General features: G+C 74.0%; 18 protein-coding genes and 1 pseudogene. 7 read left to right on the top strand and 12 right to left on the bottom strand.

Annotation, left to right across the window (positions count from 1 at the left end; translation table 11 throughout):
- Positions 1–4: 4 nt before the first annotated feature.
- Positions 5–1,444: an amino acid permease gene (locus tag ABT093_RS19315; RefSeq protein WP_350565743.1), complete on the bottom strand. Its 1,440-nt coding sequence runs from the start codon at positions 1,442–1,444 to the stop codon at positions 5–7.
- A gap of 267 nt (positions 1,445–1,711) precedes the next feature.
- On the opposite strand from ABT093_RS19315, the gene ABT093_RS19320 reads away from it, so the two are divergent.
- On the top strand, positions 1,712–2,962 hold the full coding sequence (locus ABT093_RS19320; RefSeq protein WP_350565844.1) for a metallophosphoesterase: 1,251 nt from the start codon (positions 1,712–1,714) through the stop codon (positions 2,960–2,962).
- 46 nt (positions 2,963–3,008) lie between these two features.
- On the opposite strand, the gene ABT093_RS19325 is transcribed toward ABT093_RS19320, so the two are convergent.
- Positions 3,009–3,224, bottom strand: coding sequence for a hypothetical protein (locus tag ABT093_RS19325; protein ID WP_350565745.1), 216 nt, complete (start codon positions 3,222–3,224; stop codon positions 3,009–3,011).
- A 198-nt stretch (positions 3,225–3,422) separates the two neighbouring features.
- Here ABT093_RS19325 and ku point away from each other — a divergent pair, with 198 nt between their 5' ends.
- Both ku and ABT093_RS19335 read left to right on the top strand, forming a co-directional pair.
- Positions 3,423–4,409: a non-homologous end joining protein Ku gene (gene ku / locus ABT093_RS19330; RefSeq protein ID WP_350565747.1), complete on the top strand. Its 987-nt coding sequence runs from the start codon at positions 3,423–3,425 to the stop codon at positions 4,407–4,409.
- Between the two features lie 32 nt (positions 4,410–4,441).
- Positions 4,442–4,723 carry a hypothetical protein gene (locus tag ABT093_RS19335; RefSeq protein ID WP_350565749.1) on the top strand — a complete coding sequence of 94 codons (282 nt, stop codon included), beginning with the start codon at positions 4,442–4,444 and terminating at the stop codon, positions 4,721–4,723.
- 69 nt (positions 4,724–4,792) lie between these two features.
- Here ABT093_RS19335 and ABT093_RS19340 read toward each other — a convergent pair whose 3' ends face one another.
- The 5 genes from ABT093_RS19340 to ABT093_RS19360 all read right to left on the bottom strand — a co-directional run bounded on the left by ABT093_RS19340 (position 4,793) and on the right by ABT093_RS19360 (position 10,929).
- A complete protein-coding gene (locus ABT093_RS19340; protein WP_350565751.1) occupies positions 4,793–6,481 on the bottom strand; it encodes a DUF2079 domain-containing protein in 1,689 nt (562 codons plus the stop codon).
- 97 nt (positions 6,482–6,578) lie between these two features.
- Complete coding sequence (locus ABT093_RS19345) at positions 6,579–7,997, bottom strand: DUF2079 domain-containing protein (RefSeq protein ID WP_350565753.1); 1,419 nt, start codon at positions 7,995–7,997, stop codon at positions 6,579–6,581.
- Positions 7,998–8,319: 322 nt separating this feature from the next.
- Positions 8,320–8,775: an RICIN domain-containing protein gene (locus ABT093_RS19350; RefSeq protein ID WP_350565755.1), complete on the bottom strand. Its 456-nt coding sequence runs from the start codon at positions 8,773–8,775 to the stop codon at positions 8,320–8,322.
- Between the two features lie 342 nt (positions 8,776–9,117).
- Positions 9,118–10,521, bottom strand: a complete 1,404-nt coding sequence (locus ABT093_RS19355; protein WP_350565757.1) for an NADP-dependent succinic semialdehyde dehydrogenase — start codon at positions 10,519–10,521, stop codon at positions 9,118–9,120.
- Positions 10,522–10,647: 126 nt separating this feature from the next.
- Positions 10,648–10,929 carry a DUF6158 family protein gene (locus ABT093_RS19360; RefSeq protein WP_350565759.1) on the bottom strand — a complete coding sequence of 94 codons (282 nt, stop codon included), beginning with the start codon at positions 10,927–10,929 and terminating at the stop codon, positions 10,648–10,650.
- Positions 10,930–11,086: 157 nt separating this feature from the next.
- Here ABT093_RS19360 and ABT093_RS19365 point away from each other — a divergent pair, with 157 nt between their 5' ends.
- From ABT093_RS19365 to ABT093_RS19380, 4 genes and pseudogenes are all read left to right on the top strand, one after another.
- Positions 11,087–11,731, top strand: a complete 645-nt coding sequence (locus ABT093_RS19365; protein ID WP_350565761.1) for an ArsR/SmtB family transcription factor — start codon at positions 11,087–11,089, stop codon at positions 11,729–11,731.
- A pseudogene (locus ABT093_RS19370) lies at positions 11,728–12,459 on the top strand (MFS transporter); the annotation flags it as partial. The gene ABT093_RS19365 and the pseudogene ABT093_RS19370, both read left to right, overlap by 4 nt.
- A gap of 52 nt (positions 12,460–12,511) precedes the next feature.
- Complete coding sequence (locus ABT093_RS19375; protein ID WP_350565851.1) at positions 12,512–13,009, top strand: MFS transporter; 498 nt, start codon at positions 12,512–12,514, stop codon at positions 13,007–13,009.
- Positions 13,010–13,053: 44 nt separating this feature from the next.
- Positions 13,054–14,064: an adenosine deaminase gene (locus ABT093_RS19380; protein WP_350565763.1), complete on the top strand. Its 1,011-nt coding sequence runs from the start codon at positions 13,054–13,056 to the stop codon at positions 14,062–14,064.
- On the opposite strand, the gene ABT093_RS19385 is transcribed toward ABT093_RS19380, so the two are convergent.
- The 5 genes from ABT093_RS19385 to ABT093_RS19405 form a co-directional block, all read right to left on the bottom strand.
- Positions 14,028–14,609, bottom strand: coding sequence for a dihydrofolate reductase family protein (locus ABT093_RS19385; RefSeq protein WP_350565765.1), 582 nt, complete (start codon positions 14,607–14,609; stop codon positions 14,028–14,030). The two genes, ABT093_RS19380 and ABT093_RS19385, sit on opposite strands and share 37 nt — an antisense overlap.
- 71 nt (positions 14,610–14,680) lie before the next feature.
- The gene (locus ABT093_RS19390) at positions 14,681–15,295 is read right to left on the bottom strand and encodes a vitamin K epoxide reductase family protein (RefSeq protein ID WP_350565767.1); all 615 of its coding nucleotides are present in this window, start codon (positions 15,293–15,295) and stop codon (positions 14,681–14,683) included.
- The gene (locus tag ABT093_RS19395) at positions 15,292–16,110 is read right to left on the bottom strand and encodes a DsbA family protein (protein ID WP_350565769.1); all 819 of its coding nucleotides are present in this window, start codon (positions 16,108–16,110) and stop codon (positions 15,292–15,294) included. The genes ABT093_RS19390 and ABT093_RS19395 overlap by 4 nt, the downstream gene beginning before the upstream one ends.
- Positions 16,111–16,212: 102 nt before the next feature.
- Entirely contained in the window at positions 16,213–16,875 is a 663-nt protein-coding gene (locus ABT093_RS19400; protein ID WP_350565771.1) for a hypothetical protein, read from the bottom strand.
- An 87-nt stretch (positions 16,876–16,962) separates the two neighbouring features.
- Complete coding sequence (locus tag ABT093_RS19405; protein WP_350565773.1) at positions 16,963–17,460, bottom strand: SRPBCC family protein; 498 nt, start codon at positions 17,458–17,460, stop codon at positions 16,963–16,965.
- Positions 17,461–17,595: the final 135 nt, after the last annotated feature.

The raw sequence follows: 17,595 nt of genomic DNA on the forward strand, positions 1-17,595 counted from the left end.
CGGCTCAGGATGCCGGCGCCACCGCCGCGGCCCGCCGCCGGCGGCCCACCACGGCCGACGCCGCCAGCACGATGGCCGCGGCGACCAGCGACAGGTACATCTGCTTCCGACCGTCGGCGTCGGTGAACATGTACACCACCACGAACCCGATCATGCCGATCGCGGCCCAGGTGAGGTACGGGTACAGCCACATCCGCACGGTCAGCCGCTCCGGGCACTCGCGCTCGAGGATCCGGCGCATCCGGAGCTGGGAGAAGCAGATCACGAGCCACACGAAGAGCGCCACCGCGCCGGACGAGTTCAGCAGGAAGGCGAAGACGGTGTCGGGCGAGGTGTAGTTGAAGAACACCGCCACGAAGCCGAACACCACCGAGGAGAGGATCGCCACCCGCGGCACGCCGCGCTTGGTCACCGTGGCGAAGGCCTTCGGCGCGTCGCCGCGCCGGCCGAGCGAGAAGGCCATCCGGGAGGCGGTGTACATGCCCGAGTTGAGGCAGGACAGCACGGCCGTCAGCACGATCACGTCCATCACCCGGCCGGCGCCCGGGATGCCCACGTGCTCCAGCACCGCGACGTACGGGCTGCCCTTGACGGCGGCGGAGTCCCACGGCAGCAGGGTCACCACGAGCAGGATGGAGCCGAGGTAGAAGATGCCGATCCGCCAGATGACGCTGTTGGTCGCCTTGCTGACCGCCTTCTCCGGGTCCTCGGACTCGCCGGCGGCCAGGGTGACGATCTCGCTGCCCATGAAGGCGAAGACGACCGTCAGCATGCCGGTGAACACCGCGCCCACGCCGTGCGGCAGGAAGCCGCCGTGACCGGTCAGGTTGGAGGTGCCGACCGCGTGGGTGCCCGGCAGCAGGCCGAACACCGCCAGCGTGCCGACCACCAGGAAGGCGGCGATCGCCACCACCTTGATCCCGGCGAACCAGAACTCGAACTCGCCGTAGGAGGCGACCGAGCCCAGGTTGGTCGCGGTCAGCACGGCCATCACGATCAGCGCGAACGCCCACTGCGGAACGCCCGGCATCCAGTTGTTGAGGATCTTGGCGCCGGCGGTGGCCTCGACGGCCAGCACCACGACCCAGAAGAACCAGTACAGCCAGCCGATGGTGAACCCGGCCCAGCGGCCCAGCGCCCGGTCCGCGTAGGCCGAGAAGGAGCCGCTCTGCGGGTCGGCCGCGGCCATCTCGCCGAGCATCCGCATGACCAGGACGACCAGCACACCGGCCAGCGCGTAGGAGAGCAGGATGCCGGGACCGGTGGCGGCGATGCCCGCGCCGGACCCGACGAACAGGCCCGCGCCGATCACACCGCCGATGGCGATCATCGACAGATGGCGGTTCTTGAGTCCAGCCTTCAGGTGGCCGTCGCCGCCGGAGTGGTCGTTCGAGGAGCGGCCGGCCGGCGAGGAACCGGCTCGGGTGGTGGTGTCCGCACGCATCGTGAGGGTGCCCTGTGCCTTTCCAGCGCGGCCTGACCCTCGGCTCGAACGCCGGAGGGTGGGGGACGGATCCGCGCATTGCGGTGCAACCTAGTCGCTACCTCCGGCTATCGGAACAAGGCGCCCGGAACTGTTCGTTCAGCGGACGCAAAAGGCCAGCTCAGGGTGGGTGCGCGGAGGTCGCGGAAAGCTCAAATCTGACGCAGCGGCAGCAAGTTGGGGCCCTCCGGCGGAGTTTGTCAGGCGGCCGTCCATACTTTTCGGGTGATGATCGTCCTTGTGGTGCTCGGCGCCCTCCTCGTCCTCGCCCTGCTGGCCGTCGTCCACTGGTACCTCTGGCGCCGCCTGGTGCGCGACGTCTCGGTGCCCGGTGGCCGCTGGCGGCGGGCCGGCACGGTGCTCGCCGTCGTCCTGCCGCTGCTCTCGGTCGGCGCGCTGGTGGGCGGACGGCTGTTCCCGATGGCCGTCGAACGCTGGTTCGCCTGGCCGGGCTTCCTGTGGCTGCCGGTGCTGCTCTACCTGCTGATCGCGCTCGGCGTGGGCGAGCTGCTGCGGCCGGTGCTGCTGCGGCTGCCGGCCCGGCGCGCCGAACCGGCGGCGGTCGCCGTGGCCACGGTCGCCCGGGCGCCCCAGGCCGCCGAAGCCGTGCCCGCACCGGAGGCTGACGGTCCGTCGGCGCCCGCGGCCCCGTCGCCGGAGCGGCGGCTGTTCGTCGCCCGGGCGATCGCCCTCGGCGCCTCCGGCGCGGCGGCGGCGGTGGTCGGCACCGGCACCTACGGGGTGCTGCGCGGCCCCCGGCTCAAGCACGTCACCGTCCCGCTCGCCAAGCTGCCGGCCCGCGCCCACGGCTACCGGATAGCCGTGGTCAGCGACATCCACCTCGGCCCGATCCTCGGCCGCGCCCACACCCAGCGGATCGTGGACACCATCAACGCCGCGCAGCCCGACCTGATCACCATCGTCGGGGACCTGGTCGACGGCACGGTGCCCGAGCTGGGCCGCGACGCCGAGCCGCTGGCCCGGCTGCGGGCCCGCGACGGGGCGTTCTTCGTCACCGGCAACCACGAGTACTTCTCCGGCGCGGCGCCCTGGGTGGACTTCGTCCGCGAACTGGGCGTGCACCCCCTGCAGAACGCCCGGGTGGAGCTGGGCGGCTTCGACCTGGCCGGGATCAACGACATCGCCGGTGAGCGGGAGGGCGACGGCCCTGACTTCGGCAAGGCGCTCGGCGACCGCGACCGGGACCGCACCGCCGTGCTGCTCTCGCACCAGCCGGTCACCATCCACGACGCGGTCCGGCACGGCGTCGACCTCCAGCTCTCCGGGCACACCCACGGCGGGCAGCTCTGGCCGGGCAACTACCTGGCGGAGCTGGCCAATCCGACGGTCGCCGGGCTGGAGCGCTACGGCGACACCCAGCTCTACGTGACCCGCGGCGCCGGGGCCTGGGGCCCGCCGGTCCGGGTCGGCGCGCCGTCCGACATCACCATCGTCACGCTGGCCTCGCTCCGGGCCTGAGCCGCGGGGCCGGGGAGCCGTCGGGGCCGATCGGCCGACGCGGGCGTCAGACCTCGGTCACGTCCAGCAGGACGATCCGCACCGCGTCCGCCGGCCGCCCGGTGAGCCGGGCGGCCAGGATCGCCGGGATGTCGCTCTCCTGCGAGTACCCGGGCACCACGGTGACCTCGGCCCGCCGCACCCCCGCCGCGCCGGCCAGCGCGTACCGCACCCGGTACGTCGTCGCGGCCGGCGGCGGGGCCGGCCCGGTGCTCCGCGCCATGCGCCCACCTCCCGTCCCGCCGTCCATTGTCCGCCGGGCCCCTCCCGGGCCGCTCCCGGGCCGCTCCCGACCGCTTCGGGACGGGCCCCGGCGGCATCCTGTGGCCGAACGGGGCAAACCCGGGCAGAGTGGAATCCTCCGGGGCCGGGCGCCCGGCCGGCGCGACCCGCCGGGGCGGCTCCGGGAAGGAGCGACCCCATGCAGACCACCTGGAAGGGGACGATCAGCTTCGGCCTGGTCTCCATCCCCGTCCACCTGTACTCCGCCACCAAGGAGCACGACGTCCCGCTGCACCAGGTGCACGCCCGGGACGGCGGGCGGGTGCGCATGAAGCGGTACTGCGAACAGGAGGAGAAGGAGGTCCCGTACGCGGAGATCGCCAAGGGCTACGAGTCGCCGGACGGCCGGACCGTCACCCTCACGGACGAGGACCTCGCCGACCTCCCGCTGCCCAGCAAGAAGATCATCGACGTGCTGGCCTTCGTGGACGAGGGCGAGATCGACCCGCTGATGTTCTCCAAGGCCTACTACGTCGGCGTCGCCGACAAGGCCGCCGCCAAGCCCTACGCGCTGCTGCGCGACGCGCTGGTGGAGTCCGGGCAGATCGCCGTCACCAAGATCGCGCTGCGCACCCGGGAGTCCCCGGCGGTGCTGCGGGTGCACGACGGCACCCTGGTGCTGCAGACCTGCATCTGGCCCGACGAGGTCCGCCCGGCGGCCGGCATCGCGCCCGAGGAGAAGGTCACCGTGCGGCCGCAGGAGCTCAAGATGGCCCGCTCGCTGATGGAGACCCTCTCCGAGGACTTCGACCTCGACCAGTTGCACGACGACTACCAGCAGGCGCTCCAGCAGGTGATCGAGGCGCGGCTGCAGGGCGTCGAGGTGCCGCACGAGGAGGAGGCGGGGGCGGCGCCGGACAACGTCATCGACCTCATGGAGGCGCTGCGCAGCAGCCTGCGGCAGGCCAAGGACGCCCACCCGGGCCGGTCCCGGGGCGAGGAGGCGGGGGAGTCGGAGGACGCCGAGGAGGAGCCGGCCCCGCGCAAGCGCGCCGCCGCGAAGAAGAGCGCGGCGGCCAAGACGACCACGAAGACCATGAAGACCACGAAGACCACGAAGACCGCGAAGTCCGCCGCGAAGAAGACCACGACCCGGAAGTCCGCCACACCCCGGAAGGCCTCGTGACCTCCCCCTGATCCCCCCGGAGGCGATTCCCGATGGACCTCATCACCTACAAGGCCCTGGACACCGGCCCCGACGCACCGGAGCACCCGAGCTGGGCGCACCGGGCCCTGCACTGGCTCTGCAGCCTCACCCCGACGGCCGTCGTCTTCATGGTCGGCCTCTCGCTCGGCCTCGGCGCCGTCGCCTCCCAGGTGACCTGGCTGCCGATGCTGATCGTCTTCAGTGTCGTCTGGGGCGCCACCCTGCTCGCCCTGGTCGGCGTGTTCGTCCGCTGGCGGACGTCCCTGCCGGCCCGCCACCGGATGGCCACCTGACCGCGTCCGGACGGTGGCCCCGGCCCCGGCCCCGGCCCCGTGCGGGGCCGGGGCCGCCCGTGCGTCCCCTCAGCCCTTGAACAGGTTGTGGCCGACGTCCGAGGGGACGATCTCCTTCACCGGGGTGCTGTCGTCGCCGGGGACGCGCGCGCCGGGCACCGGTTCGTCGCTCTCGCGGCGCAGCAGCACCACCCCGTGCTCGGCCCAGACCTGCCGGTAGCCGTGGGCGAGCAGCAGGTCGATCCGCTCGGCCTGCTCGGCCACCGTCTGGAACGGGAAGGTCCGGGTGTCGGAGCGGATCAGGACGTAGTCACGCCCGCGCGGGGTGGCGTCCACCAGGACGACGTCGGTACGGCCGACCAGCCGGGGCACCACCTGGTTGTCGGCCTCCACCAGCGCGCCGTCCGGGATCTGCTCGGCGCCCCGGACCAGCGCGGCGTTGCTCGCCGAGGGGCGCCAGAAGGCCGGGGTGAGCACGCTGATCCCGCCGAGCACCAGGCTGCACACCAGCGAGCCCGCCACCACCGCCGCGCCCAGGCCGAGGGCGGCGTGCCGGCGGGTCCCGCCCCGGGCGTACAGGCCGCCGAGCACCTCCAGGGCGGCGGTGAGCAGCACCGGCCAGAGGAAGGCGTCGTAGTGGTGGGCGATCGACCAGTGGTTGGGGTTGTCGGACAGCACCCGCTCGGCGAGCAGCGGCAGCAGGCAGAGCGTGGTCGCGGAGCGCAGCGGCAGCAGCAGGAAGGTGCCGAACAGCCAGAGCACCAGCAGCGGCTTGACGGTGGCGTTGGTGGCGACCCGGACGAGCAGCAGCGGGTCGCTCAGCAGGTTGCCCAGCGCCGTCCCGGCGTCCGGGCCGATCGGGCCGTAGACCCAGTAGTAGTCCGGCTGCCCGCCCATCGCGGGGATCAGCCAGACGATGGCGAGCGCGGCGGCCAGCGGGCCGCCGATCAGCAGGCCGGCGCCGTAGGCGAGGCCGCGCCGGTCCCCGGCCCGCTCGCCCTGCCGGTCGCCGCGCGGGCGGCTGCGCCAGAGCAGGACGAGGCCGTAGACGCCGACCAGCAGGCCGAGGTCCTCCTTGGTGGCGCAGAGCAGGGCGGCGGCCAGGGCGGCGGCGCCGTAGCGGCGGGCGAGGCCGCGTTCGAGCATCAGCAGGGTGAGCGGGACGGCGAAGGCGACCTCGTGGAAGCCGCCTCGCCCGGCGGCCAGCAGCGGCCAGCCGAGGCCGTAGACCAGACCGGCCAGGTCGGCGACCCGGCGCACCGTGGTGGTGCCGTCCGCCGGGGCGTCGCCCGCGGCGCCGGCGGCCGGACGGGTGAAGCAGTGCACGGCGATCCGGCGGATCAGCGGGACGCCGGCCGCGAGCAGCAGCGCCTGGCCGAGGATCAGCGTGCGCGGGTCCTCCCAGATCCAGTACAGCGGGGCGAGCGCGGCCAGGACCGGCGAGAAGTGGTCGCCCAGCAGTGAGAAGCCGGGCGGGAACTCGTGGTGGTAGCTCTTGACCGGCGAGATCGGCAGGCCCAGATGGGCGTACCCGGCCACGCCCTGGTGGAAGATGCCGAGGTCGAAGCCGCCGAGCAGGACCGCCGACCACTGCTGCAGTCCGCAGGCCGCGGTCGCCGCGAAGCAGAGCAGGGTCAGGAGGGCGGTCCGGCGTCCGGTGAGCGGGCCGGTGCTGCCGGGCGTGGACGTGCGGTTGGCGCGCGGCAGCAGCGGACGGTTCGGACGGGTGGCGGGGCTGAGCCCGGTTTCGACTGGCACGGGATCCCTGAACTGGTCGGAGACGGGGGCTGGTTCGGAGGCGGGCGGACGGCCCGGGGCGACGGCCCGGGAGATCCGTCCGGCCCGGGCCGGCGGGTCAGCCGGCCCCGGGCGTGCCGGGCGCGGGCGCCTCGGCCGCCGTGGCCGCGGCGCCGGGCCCGCGCCGCAGCAGCGTGATGCCGTGGTCGCTGCGGACCACCAGGTAGCCGCTGCGCTTGGCGACGGCGACCTCCTGCCGCTCCTTGTCGGGAGACAGCGGCCAGCCCATCGGCTGGTCCTCGTCGACCACGATCCACTCGGCGCTGGACCACTGCTGCGGCCAGCCGAAGACGATGACCTCGCAGCGGTTGGTCAGCTGCGGCACCAGCCGGTTGGAGGCGGCGATCCGGGCGTCGTCCGGGACGGTGGCCAGCACCGACCGGGCGGCCTCGACCCGGGCCGGGGTGCGCCACAGGTCGAGGGTGAACAACTGGCTGAACGCGAAGCCGGGCAGCAGCGCGAGGGTGACCACCGCGCTGGCCGGCAGCGCCGCCCGGGCGAGCCACCGGGGCAGCACGCCGTCGCGCTCCCGGGACTTCACCAGGACGTGCACGAAGGCGGCGAAGACGATCGGCATCAGCACGGCGCTGTAGTGGTAGTTGGTGCCCCAGTAGGCCGGGTTGTTGGAGAGCAGCCGCCAGCCGAGGGTGGGCAGTGCGACGATCATCAGCGGCGAGCGGGCGGCCAGCAGCAGGGTGGGTGCGAGCAGCAGCAGGACGGTGGTGACCTTCTCGCCGGGGGTGACCAGGTCGAGCGGCAGGCTGAGCAGGCTCCGGCCGCCCGAGCCGCCGCTCAGGTTGTCCCAGTACGCGAAGCTGCCCCCGGGGCTCATCGCCGGGAGCAGCACCAGGAGTTCGAGCAGCGAGGCGCCGATGCCGAACAGCACGGTGGCCGCGCCGATCCGGCGGTCGCCGCGCCACAGGACGTAGGCCCCGACGGCGGCCACCGTGATGCCGAGGTCCTCCTTGACCAGCACCAGCGGCGCGGCCCAGAGGGCGGCGGCGGTCCAGCGGCGTTCGCCGAGCGCGGTGACCGAGAAGGCGATCAGCGGCACCGCGAAGGTGATCTCGTGGAAGTCGAAGCCGAGGGCCGAGGCGAGCCCCCAGGAGAGCCCGTAGCCGAGGCCGGCGACCAGCGCGGTGGCTGTCCCGGCGCCGCGCAGCGCCCAGCGGCAGATCGGTACGGCGGCGAGGGCCACCAGGGCGGACTGGGCCAGCAGCAGGGTCTTCGCCGAGGGCCAGAGCCAGTAGAACGGGGCGAGGGCGGCGAGCACGGGCGAGAAGTGGTCGCCCAGCAGGTTGAAGCCGGGGCCCTTGAGTTCGACGATCGGGCCGCGGCCCTCGGCGTAGCCGCGGACGCCCTGTTCGAAGATTCCGAGGTCGTACCCGCTGGTGAGCAGGAGATCGTGGCGGCGGACGGTGAAGAACGCGTAAACCAGGAACAGCGTGAGGGCGATCGCCCAGGGAATGAACCGCACCCGCCGGTCGGCGGGGGATAACGTGGCCGACTGTTCGTCACCCTCCGTCCTGCGATGGAGTGCTGATGTGAGTGTACTAATTGTCACTGAACATCCCCGTCGTTCCGGGTGCGAGTGGTCGTGCGGCCGATTCTGGTCGGCTGTTCGATGGGGCGGGCGAGTTCGGCCAGGGGCGAACGCCGCCGAGGTGCGTCGACCCCAGGTCGGGCACCGTAGCATGGGGATGCCCTCCCCGGCGATCGAGGCGCCGGGAAGGGCATCCGTTTTCTGTCTGACCGTCACATCGGCGCCGGTCAGGGCGATTTGCGGAACTGAGTGGCAGTCACTTCCACTGCTGGTACGAGCCGCCGTTGCCGCCCAGCGTGTAGACGTTCCCGTTGGCGTTGCTGTCCAGGTACAGGCCGGTGGCCAGGTTCTGGTAGGTGTAGCCGTAGGTGGCGCGCCGCTTGACCCACTTCTGGTAGCTGCCGCCGTTGCAGCTCAGGGCGTAGACGTTGCCGTTGCCGTTGGAGTCGAGGCAGAAGCCGGTGGCCTTGTTCTGCAGCGTGAAGGTGGAGCCGCCCAGGTCGTTGGCGTACCAGCGCTGGTAGGAGCCGCCGTTGCCGGGGAGGGTGTAGACGTTGCCGTTGCCGTTGCTGTCGAGGTAGCGGCTGGTGGCGACGTTCTGGAGGGTGATCTCGGTGGCGGCGCTCGCCGGGCCGGCGGCCAGGACGGTCATGCCGCCGGCCAGCACGGCCGACGAGGCGACGAGGGCGGCGGCGCGCTTCAGGGGCTTCATCGCGATTCCTTCCCGTGGGTGACCGGCCCGTCGGCCGGTCGTCCCAGAACGTATCCGGAAATGCGCCGCCGCAAGGGTTTTCCCGGTTCGGGACCTGCCTCGTTCGGCCATGCGCAATGAAGCGTTTCAGATTTTATTCATATGAGCGGAATAATTCACGCCAGTTTGTCAACGAAGGGATTTTTGTGGAGGGCGTGTCCGCGCGTTGTGAAAGGCGGGGCTTTCCGCCGGCCGCGCCGCCGCCGGGGGAATCGGGCAAAGCGGAACAATCGTCTGTCCGGAAACTTGGCCGGATCCGGCCGGGGCGCACGGCCCCCGGCCGGGGCGCGCAGGGGGCGCCCGCTAGGCGACCCAGACGGTGGTGATGTTGCAGAACTCCCGGATGCCGTGGCCGGACAGCTCGCGGCCGAAACCGGAGCGCTTGACGCCGCCGAACGGCAGGGCCGGGTGCGAGGCCGTCATGCCGTTGAAGAACACCCCGCCCGCCTGGATGTCCCGCACGAAGCGCTCCTGTTCGGCCGGGTCCTCCGTCCAGACGTTGGAGCTGAGTCCGAACGGGGTGTCGTTGGCCAGGGCGACCGCCTCGTCCAGGTCGGCCGCCCGGTAGACGGTGGCGACCGGGCCGAAGGTCTCCTCGTGGTGGATCCGCATCTGCGGGGTGATGCCGCTCAGCACCGTCGGCTCGTAGAACCACCCGCCGTCCAGGCCCGGCCCGTCCAGGCCCTGCGGCCGGCGGCCGCCGCACTCCACCCGGGCCCCGCGCGCCCGCGCGTCGTCGACCAGCTCGGCCAGGTCGTCCCGCCCCTGCCGGCTGGCCAGCGGGCCGACCTGGGTGGCCTCGTCCATCGGATCGCCGACCTTGAGCGCCCGCATCGCCCCGGTGAACGCCTCGGTGAACCGGTCGTAGACGTCGGTGTGCACGATGAACCGCTTGGCGGCGATGCAGGACTGCCCGTTGTTCTGCGCCCGGGCCGTGACGGCGGTGGCGACGGCGGCGTCCAGGTCCGCGCTCGGCAGGACGACGAACGGGTCGCTGCCGCCCAGCTCCAGCACCGCCTTCTTCACCTCGTCGGCCGCCGTGGCCGCGACCGCCCGCCCGGCCGGCTCGCTGCCGGTGAGCGTCACGGCGGCCACCCGGGGGTCGCGGATCACCTTCTCCACCGCCTCCGAGCCGATCAGCAGGGTCTGGAAGCAGCCCTCCGGGAAGCCGGCCCGGTGGAACAGCTCCTCCAGCGCCACCGCCGTGCGCGGCACGTTGGACGCGTGCTTGAGCAGGCCGACGTTGCCGGCCATCAGCGCCGGCGCGGCGAACCGCACCACCTGCCAGAACGGGAAGTTCCACGGCATCACCGCCAGGACCACGCCCAGCGGCCGGTAGCGCACGTACGCGCGGGCCGCGCCGGAGTCGGCCACGTCGGCGGGCTCGGGGTGCTCGTCGGCCAGCAGCGCCTCGGCGTTCTCGGCGTACCAGCGCATCGCCTTGGCGCACTTGGCGGCCTCGGCGCGGGCGGCGGTGAGCGGCTTGCCCATCTCCTCGGTCATCGTCCGGGCGACGGTCTCGCGCTCCTGGTCGAGCAGGTCGGCGGCGCGGCGCAGCAGGCCGGCGCGCTGGGCGAAGGAGGTGGTGCGGTACGTCCGGAAGGCCGCCTCGGCGCGGGCCAGCCGCTGTTCGAGGCCGGCCGGGTCCAGCGGTTCGAAGGTCTCCAGGGTCTCGCCGGTCGCGGGGTTCACGCTTGCGATGGGCATCGGCGCCCTCCCAGGGGGTGCGCGGAGTGGACGGGTCGGTCCTCCCACCCTCGCCCACCGCCCGCGCGCGGGCACGCCACCGCCGCCCGGCGTGTCCCGCCGGGCGGTGGTGCGCGGACCGTGGAACTACTCCGGCAGCGACTCGGCGCGGGCCGCCGCCCCGCGGGCACGGGCGCCGGCCCTGGTCCGGCCGGCGGTGACCAGGCGGTTGGGGAAGCGGTGCAGGTACTCCGCCTCCAGCTGGCCGGTCCGCAGGGTGTGGCGCTTGAGCGCCTCCTCGGAGCCGTACAGGAAGGTCTCGTGCCTGGTCCGGTGCAGCTGTTCCAGCTCGTGCACCAGGGTGTCGTTGTCCAGGGCGTGCGGGGAGATGCCCTCGGGCCTGGCGTGCGGGGCGTCGGGGTGCCGCATGTCCACTCCCTCCTCGGCGGGAACCGGGAACAGGAAACCCCCCGAGTACCCGGTGCCCCGCCCGCCCCTCCGGTACACCCGCCCGTGGGTCGCACCATGGACAAGAATTCGCGTACAAGGACTGTTGCACAAGAGCTCTTGTGGTTATCCTCGCCGCATGACCGAGCCGACAGAGCCCACCGAGGCCACCGAGCCCACCGCGTCTCAGCAGCCCGCCGCCGGGCCCGCCGCGGGCGGTGTCCGGCAGATCGCCGACTCCCGCGTCCTGGCCGCCCTCACCCACCCCGTGCGCCGCCGCCTGCTGGACCTGCTCACGGTGGACGGCCCCGCCACCGTCGGCCTGCTCGCCGAACGCACCGGCCAGGCCGTCGGCAGCATCAGCCACCACCTCAAGGTGCTGGTCGGCGCCGAGCTCGTCGAGGAGGCCCCGGAGCTGGCCCGCGACCGGCGCGAGCGCTGGTGGCGCCCGACCGCCGGCACCCCGCGCTGGCGGCGCGCCGACTTCGCCGCCGACCCGGCCGCCGAGGCCGTCGCCGACGCGGCCGGCTCGCTCCAGCTGGAGCGCCAGGCCGCCCTGGTGCGCGGCTGGTCCGCCGCCCGCGACGACTACCCCGAGCCCTGGCGGGAGGGCTGCGCCGTGGCCACCGAGACCTGGCTGCGGCTCACCCCGGAGGAGGCCCGCGAGCTCGCCGGCGAGCTGGTCTCGGTGCTGGCCCGGTGGGCCGCCCGGCCGGTCCCCGAGGACGGTCGGGCCCGGGAGTCCGTGTTCGCCTTCGCCCACAGCGTCCCGGCCCGGCCGTGACGGACACCGGTCCGCGGGGCGCGCCCCGGTTACCCGCCGGCCTGTTCGCCCACCGCGACTTCCGGCTGCTCTGGGCGGGCGAGACGGTCAGCCGCCTCGGCTCCGCCGTCACCGCCGTCGCCCTGCCGCTGGTCGCGGTGGTCGCGCTGGACGCCGGGCCGCTCGCCACCGGGCTGCTGAGCGCCGCCGTCTGGCTGCCCTGGCTGCTGATCGGCCTGCCGGCCGGGGTGTGGGTCGGGCGGTGGCGCCGGCGCACCGTCCTGGTCCGGGGCAACCTCGTCTCGGCGGCGCTGTACGCCTCCGTCCCGGCGGCCGGGTGGTTCGGCGTGCTGACCCTCGCCCAGTTGCTGCTGGTCGCCCTGCTCGCGGGGACCGCGGCGGTCTTCCTCGGCACCGCCCACCAGGCCTGTCTGCCGGACCTGCTGCGGCCCGAGCGGCTCACCGAGGGCAACGCCAAGCTCCAGGGCGGCGCCTCGGCCGCCCAGGTCGCCGGGCCGGGCGTGGCGGGGCTCACCGTGCAGGCCTTCGGCGCCGCCGCCGGGCTGCTGGTCGACGCGGCGAGCTTCCTGGTGGCGGCGGGCGCGCTGCTGCTGATCCGCGAGCGGCGGACGGCGGCTCCGGAGCCCGATCCGGCCCCGCTCGGCCGCCAGGTCCGCGAGGGGCTGACCTTCGTCCGCCGAGATCCGTACCTCGGCGCGCTGCTGCGCTACGGGGCCGTGGCCAACCTGGCGCTGGCCGGCTACCAGGCGGTGGCGGTGCTCTTCCTGATCGACGGGCTCGGTGTGGCCCCCCCCGGCGGTCGGCTGGCTGGGCGCGGCCGGGGCGCTCGGCGGCGTGGCCGGGGCGGCGCTCGCCCGCCCGGTCACCCGGCGCCACGGCACGGCGCGCGGCGTGCTGCTCGTCCTGCTCGCCGTCACCCCCTTCGGCCTGCTGCTGCCGTCCGCCCGGCCCGGCGCGGGGGTGCTGCTGTACGCGGCCGGGCTGGCGGTGCTGGTGGGCGGCGTGGTGCTCGCCAACGTGGTGCTCGCCGGCTTCCGGCAGCGCTACGTGCCGCCCGCGCTGCTCAGCCGGGTGGTGGCCACCTCGCTGGCCGCCGGCCAGGCCACCATCCCGCTCGGCGCGGTGACCGGCGGCGCCCTGGGACAGTGGCTCGGCCTGCGGCCGACGATGTGGATCATGGTCTCGCTGCTGGTGGCCAGTGCCGCCCTGCTCATCGCCTCGCCGCTGCGGCGGGTGCGCGACCTGCCCGATGCGTGGTCGGGGACCGCGGAATCGTAGGATGACCACTTCGTATCCATACCGCGATCCCCGGACAGGCACCGATGCCCCTCCCCAAGGCCGAACTGCACCTGCACATCGAAGGCACCCTGGAGCCCGAGCTCGCCTTCGCGCTCGCCGCCCGCAACGGCGTCACCCTGCCGTACGCGGACACCGAGGAGCTGCGGCGTGCCTACGCCTTCTCCGACCTGCAGTCCTTCCTCGACCTGTACTACGCGCTGATGGCCGTGCTGCGGACCGAGGAGGACTTCGCCGAGCTCGCCGAGGCCTACCTGGCCCGGGCGGCGGAGCAGGGCGTGCGGCACGCCGAGATCTTCTTCGACCCGCAGGCGCACACCGCGCGCGGGGTGCCGCTGGCCGTCGTGGTGGACGGCCTCGGGCGGGCGCTGGACCGCAGCGAGGAGCGGCACGGGATCAGCACCCGGCTGATCATGTGCTTCCTGCGCGACGAGTCCGCCGAGTCCGCGCTGGAGACCTTCGAGGCCGCCCGCCCCTGGTTCGGCGGCCGGATCACCGGCATCGGCCTGGACTCCGCCGAGGTCGGCCACCCGCCGGCCAAGTTCCGCGAGGTCTACCGGCGCGCCGCCGAGGCCGGCCTGCACCGGGTCGCCCACGCCGGCGAGGAGGGCCCGGCCGCGTACATCACCGAGGCGCTGGACGTGCTCGGGGTGGAGCGGATCGACCACGGGCTGCGCTGCCTGGAGGACCCGGCGCTGGTCGAGCGGCTGGTCCGGGAGCGGATCCCGCTCACCCTCTGCCCGCTCTCCAACGTCCGGCTGCGCTGCGTCGACACCCTCGCCGACCACCCCCTGCCCGCCATCCTCGACGCCGGCCTGCTGGCCACCGTCAACTCCGACGACCCGGCCTACTTCGGCGGCTACGCGGGGGACAACTTCGACGCCCTCGCCGAGGCCCTCGGCCTGGACGACGAGACCCTGCGGCTGCTGGCGGCCAACTCCTTCCACGCCTCTTTCCTCGACGAGGACCGGCGCGCCGCCCTGCTCGCCGAGGTCGCCGCCTACGCGTTCGCGCCCCGGGCCGCCGTCCGGGCGTAGTGCAGCAGGACCACGCCGCTGCCGAAGGCGCGGGTGGTCAGCAGCTCCAGGTCGGCCGGGGCGGCGTCGGGCGGGAAGATGCGCCGGCCCCGGCCGAGCAGGACCGGGTGGACGTAGACGCGGTACTCGTCGATCAGGTCCAGCTCGCGGAAGGAGGCGGCCAGCTCGCCGCCGCTCAGCGAGAGGTCGCCGGCCGCGGACGCCTTGAGCGCCGCGACGGCGGCCGGGGTGACCTCGGGCAGCACGGTGGTGTTCCACTCGGCGTGCCGCAGGGTGCGGGAGAAGACCGTCTTCGGCATCTCCCGCCAGATCCGGGCGAACTCGATCATCGGGGCGGTGGCGGCCGGATCGTGTTCGGCGGTCGGCCAGTAGTCGGCCATCAGCTCGTGGGTGACCCGGCCGGACACGAAACCGCCCAGCCGGGCCAGCTCCTCGTTGAAGTGGCTGTGCAGTTCGTCGTCGACGCGGGACCAGGAGATGTCACGCCCCGGCCCCTCGAAGCAGCCGTCGAGCGAGACGGACACGAACAGGACGATCCTCGGCATCACGGCCTCGCAGGGGTTCGCGGGAGCCGCCCGCCCCCGGGCCGGTCCGGCTCCGGGGGCGAGCGGGGGGCTCAGATCAGCGTGGACCAGTAGTACCAGAACCGCTTGAGGATCAGCAGCACGATCACCGCGTACCAGAGCGCCGGAACCACCCAGTGGTAGCGCGCCGCCTCCCGCACCACCGGCCGCAGGCCGCGCGGCACCGGGATGACGCCCGAGCGCAGGTTGTGCAGCGTGGTGTACCAGAACAGCGGGATCATCGCCGCCCACACCACCATGCAGTACGGGCAGAGCGCCCCGATCCGGTACAGCGCCTGGTACATCAGCCAGGTCACGAAGCCGATCCCGAACACCGTCCCGGCCTGCAGGCCCAGCCAGAACCAGCGCCGGTAGGCGGCGCCCGCCAGCAGCCCGGCGCCGACCGTGATCACCACCGCGAACCCGGCGAGGCCGATCAGCGAGTTGGGGAAGCCGAAGGCCTCGGCCTGGTCGCTGCGCATGACCGAGCCGCAGCTGATGATCGGATTGATATTGCAGTTCGGGACGTAGGACGGGTCCTTCAGCAGCCGGATCTTGTCCAGCGTGAGGACCGCCGAGGCGAACAGCCCCAGCGCGCCGCCGATCACCAGCAGCAGGGCGAACGGGCGGCTCGCGCCGTAGGTGCGGCGCTCGGCGGCGGCGGTCATCCGGTCACCTGCGCGACCATCGCGGTGAACTTCTCCGGCGGCACGGGGGCGCCGCCCGCGAAGACGTCGAGCTTCTGGCCGTTCAGCCGGACCGTCGGGGTGCCGGTGACGCCGCTCCTGTCGAAGGCCTTGTTCACCTGGTTGGCCCAGGGCAGGTAGGTGCCCTCCTGGACCGCCTTGACGAAGCCGTCGGTCTTCAGGCCCGGCACCTGGCCGGCCAGGTCGAGCAGGTGGTTGACGTCACCGAAGGCGTCGTCGCGCTCGTCCGGCTGGTGGGCGTAGAGCACGTCGTGGAACTGCTTGAACTTGTCCACGCCCTCGTTCAGCGCCGCGCCGGCGGCGGCCAGCGCGGTGCGCGAGCCCTTCCCGCCCAGGCCCTGGTCGAGGAAGGTCGCCAGGTGGTACTCGATCTTGTACGTGCCGGCGTCGGCGAGCTGCTGCATGGTCGACCCGGTGGTGGTCTCCAACTGCTCGCAGTACGGGCAGCGGAAGTCCTCGTAGACCTCCAGGGTGTGCGGGGCGTCGGCCTTGCCGTAGGTGATCACGGTGCCGTCCGCGCCGCCCGCGTTGGCCGGCACGACCAGCGGGCCGGAGGCGCCGGCGTCACCGGAGCCGGAGGAGCCGCCGACGGCGAAGGCCACGCCCGCGACGAGCGCGAGCACGGCGGCGGAGGCGGCGCCGACCACGGTCCGGCGGCGGATCCGGGCGGCCCGGTCGGCGCGCTCGCGCTCCGCGCGCATCCGCTCGGTGGCGGCCCGGCGCTCGGCCTTGCGGTCGGCGGCGGTCTTCGGGGTCTTCTTGGGGGAGGTGCTCATGGAGAAGTCGTCCTGGTGCTCGTGGAACGGCGTGCGGGCGCGGTGGCGGCACGGCCGGCCGAGGACCGGTGGACCCGCGGGTGCGCGGGGTCGCGGGTCGGTTCAGCGGGCCGGCGCGAACACCGGCGGCCCGCGCCGGACGGCGGGGCGCAGCACCACGGACTCGGCGGGCACCCGGACGCGGCTGGCGCGCGGGAACGGCACCCGGACCACCGGGCGGGCCGGCAGCGGGGCGGTGAGCAGCAGCACCAGCCGGCGGCCGGCCGCGGCGGCGAAGCGCTGGGCGAAGTCGCCGAGGATCCGCACCGAACGGGCCAGGCCGCACAGCGCGGCGTCGGCGCTGCGCAGCCAGGCGGCGGCGGCCAGGGCCAGCGCGCCGTGCAGGAGCAGCAGCACCACCAGCCCGGCCGGCCGGGAGAGGCCGTGGCCGAGCAGCAGCCCGCCGAGCGAGCCGCCGCCGCAGAGCAGCGGTTCGAGGCCGCGCGCGGTGCCGGGCGGCAGGGAGGGGCAGGTCGACTGGGCGAGGTCGAACAGGGCGCTCAGGCCCAGTTCCAGCGGAAGGAACACCGCCGCGACGGCCCGGAAGCCGCGCTCGCGGCCGGCCAGGGCGAAGGCCACCGCGAAGACGGCGGCGCCGGCCACGGCCAGCGTGCCGAGCGGCAGCGGACGGCCGGTGACGAGCACCTGGCCGAGGCCCGCGAGCAGCACGAGCAGCGCGGCGAAGATCGCCGCGCGCAGCGTCCTGGGGAGCGGGGCCGTGCTCATGGGTCCCGAGTGTGCCACAGGTGGCAGGCCGCGCGACGCGGCCCGCGGACTGCTGTGAAGATCCTCACCACCGCCTCTGAGCTGCGCTTACAGCCCGTTTACGTCCACGACCCCGGGGGCCCGGACGACCGGCGCCGGCGGCTCGGCCGCCGCCGTCACCCGGGCCTCGACCAGTTCCCGGAAGTGCTCAAGGTCGCTCCGCACGGCGCGTTCGACGGCCCCGGCGAGCGCGAAGCCGCGCGGCCCGCCGAACACCTCGTGCACCGCCCGCGGGTCGTACTCGACCCGGATCTGCACCCGGGTGTGCGCGCGGTCGAGCGGGCGCAGCGCGAAGGCGCCGTGCAGCGGCGGGCCGTCCAGGGTGCGCCAGGTCATCACCCGGCCGCGCCCCCGGTCGGTGATCTCGGTCTCGACGTCCCACTCGGTGCCGGCGATCTCCACTTCGAGGTGGGCGAGGTTGCGGCCGTGCGGCTGGGCGCTGCGCACGCCGTCGACGAAGCGCGGGTACTCGTGGACCCGGTGCAGCTGTTCCCAGGCGGCGAGCACCGGGGCCTCGACGTCGATCTGTTCCTCGAGCGTGCTCATGACGGAGCCGGACCTCCTCGGCTGGCGCGCGGGCCACCCCTCCAGCCTGCGCCGGGGCGCGCCGGACGGCAAAGGCGGCGAACGGGGGGACGGCGCGGGCGGGGGCGGGCGGGGAGCGGGTGGCTGGGCGAGACT

Source organism: Kitasatospora sp. NPDC002551 (assembly GCF_040296005.1).
Lineage (GTDB): Bacteria > Actinomycetota > Actinomycetes > Streptomycetales > Streptomycetaceae > Kitasatospora.

Excerpts from the sequence above, each read along its gene's own strand:
- ABT093_RS19350 (WP_350565755.1), bottom strand. The coding sequence starts at position 8,775 with ATGAAGCCCCTGAAGCGCGCCGCCGCCCTCGTCGCCTCGTCGGCCGTG.
- ABT093_RS19380 (WP_350565763.1), top strand. The coding sequence starts at position 13,054 with ATGCCCCTCCCCAAGGCCGAACTGCACCTGCACATCGAAGGCACCCTG.
- ku (WP_350565747.1), top strand. The coding sequence starts at position 3,423 with ATGCAGACCACCTGGAAGGGGACGATCAGCTTCGGCCTGGTCTCCATC.
- ABT093_RS19385 (WP_350565765.1), bottom strand. The coding sequence starts at position 14,609 with ATGCCGAGGATCGTCCTGTTCGTGTCCGTCTCGCTCGACGGCTGCTTC.
- ABT093_RS19355 (WP_350565757.1), bottom strand. The coding sequence starts at position 10,521 with ATGCCCATCGCAAGCGTGAACCCCGCGACCGGCGAGACCCTGGAGACC.
- ABT093_RS19315 (WP_350565743.1), bottom strand. The coding sequence starts at position 1,444 with ATGCGTGCGGACACCACCACCCGAGCCGGTTCCTCGCCGGCCGGCCGC.
- ABT093_RS19400 (WP_350565771.1), bottom strand. The coding sequence starts at position 16,875 with ATGAGCACGGCCCCGCTCCCCAGGACGCTGCGCGCGGCGATCTTCGCC.
- ABT093_RS19320 (WP_350565844.1), top strand. The coding sequence starts at position 1,712 with ATGATCGTCCTTGTGGTGCTCGGCGCCCTCCTCGTCCTCGCCCTGCTG.
- ABT093_RS19405 (WP_350565773.1), bottom strand. The coding sequence starts at position 17,460 with ATGAGCACGCTCGAGGAACAGATCGACGTCGAGGCCCCGGTGCTCGCC.
- ABT093_RS19325 (WP_350565745.1), bottom strand. The coding sequence starts at position 3,224 with ATGGCGCGGAGCACCGGGCCGGCCCCGCCGCCGGCCGCGACGACGTAC.
- ABT093_RS19335 (WP_350565749.1), top strand. The coding sequence starts at position 4,442 with ATGGACCTCATCACCTACAAGGCCCTGGACACCGGCCCCGACGCACCG.
- ABT093_RS19390 (WP_350565767.1), bottom strand. The coding sequence starts at position 15,295 with ATGACCGCCGCCGCCGAGCGCCGCACCTACGGCGCGAGCCGCCCGTTC.
- ABT093_RS19395 (WP_350565769.1), bottom strand. The coding sequence starts at position 16,110 with ATGAGCACCTCCCCCAAGAAGACCCCGAAGACCGCCGCCGACCGCAAG.
- ABT093_RS19365 (WP_350565761.1), top strand. The coding sequence starts at position 11,087 with ATGACCGAGCCGACAGAGCCCACCGAGGCCACCGAGCCCACCGCGTCT.
- ABT093_RS19360 (WP_350565759.1), bottom strand. The coding sequence starts at position 10,929 with ATGCGGCACCCCGACGCCCCGCACGCCAGGCCCGAGGGCATCTCCCCG.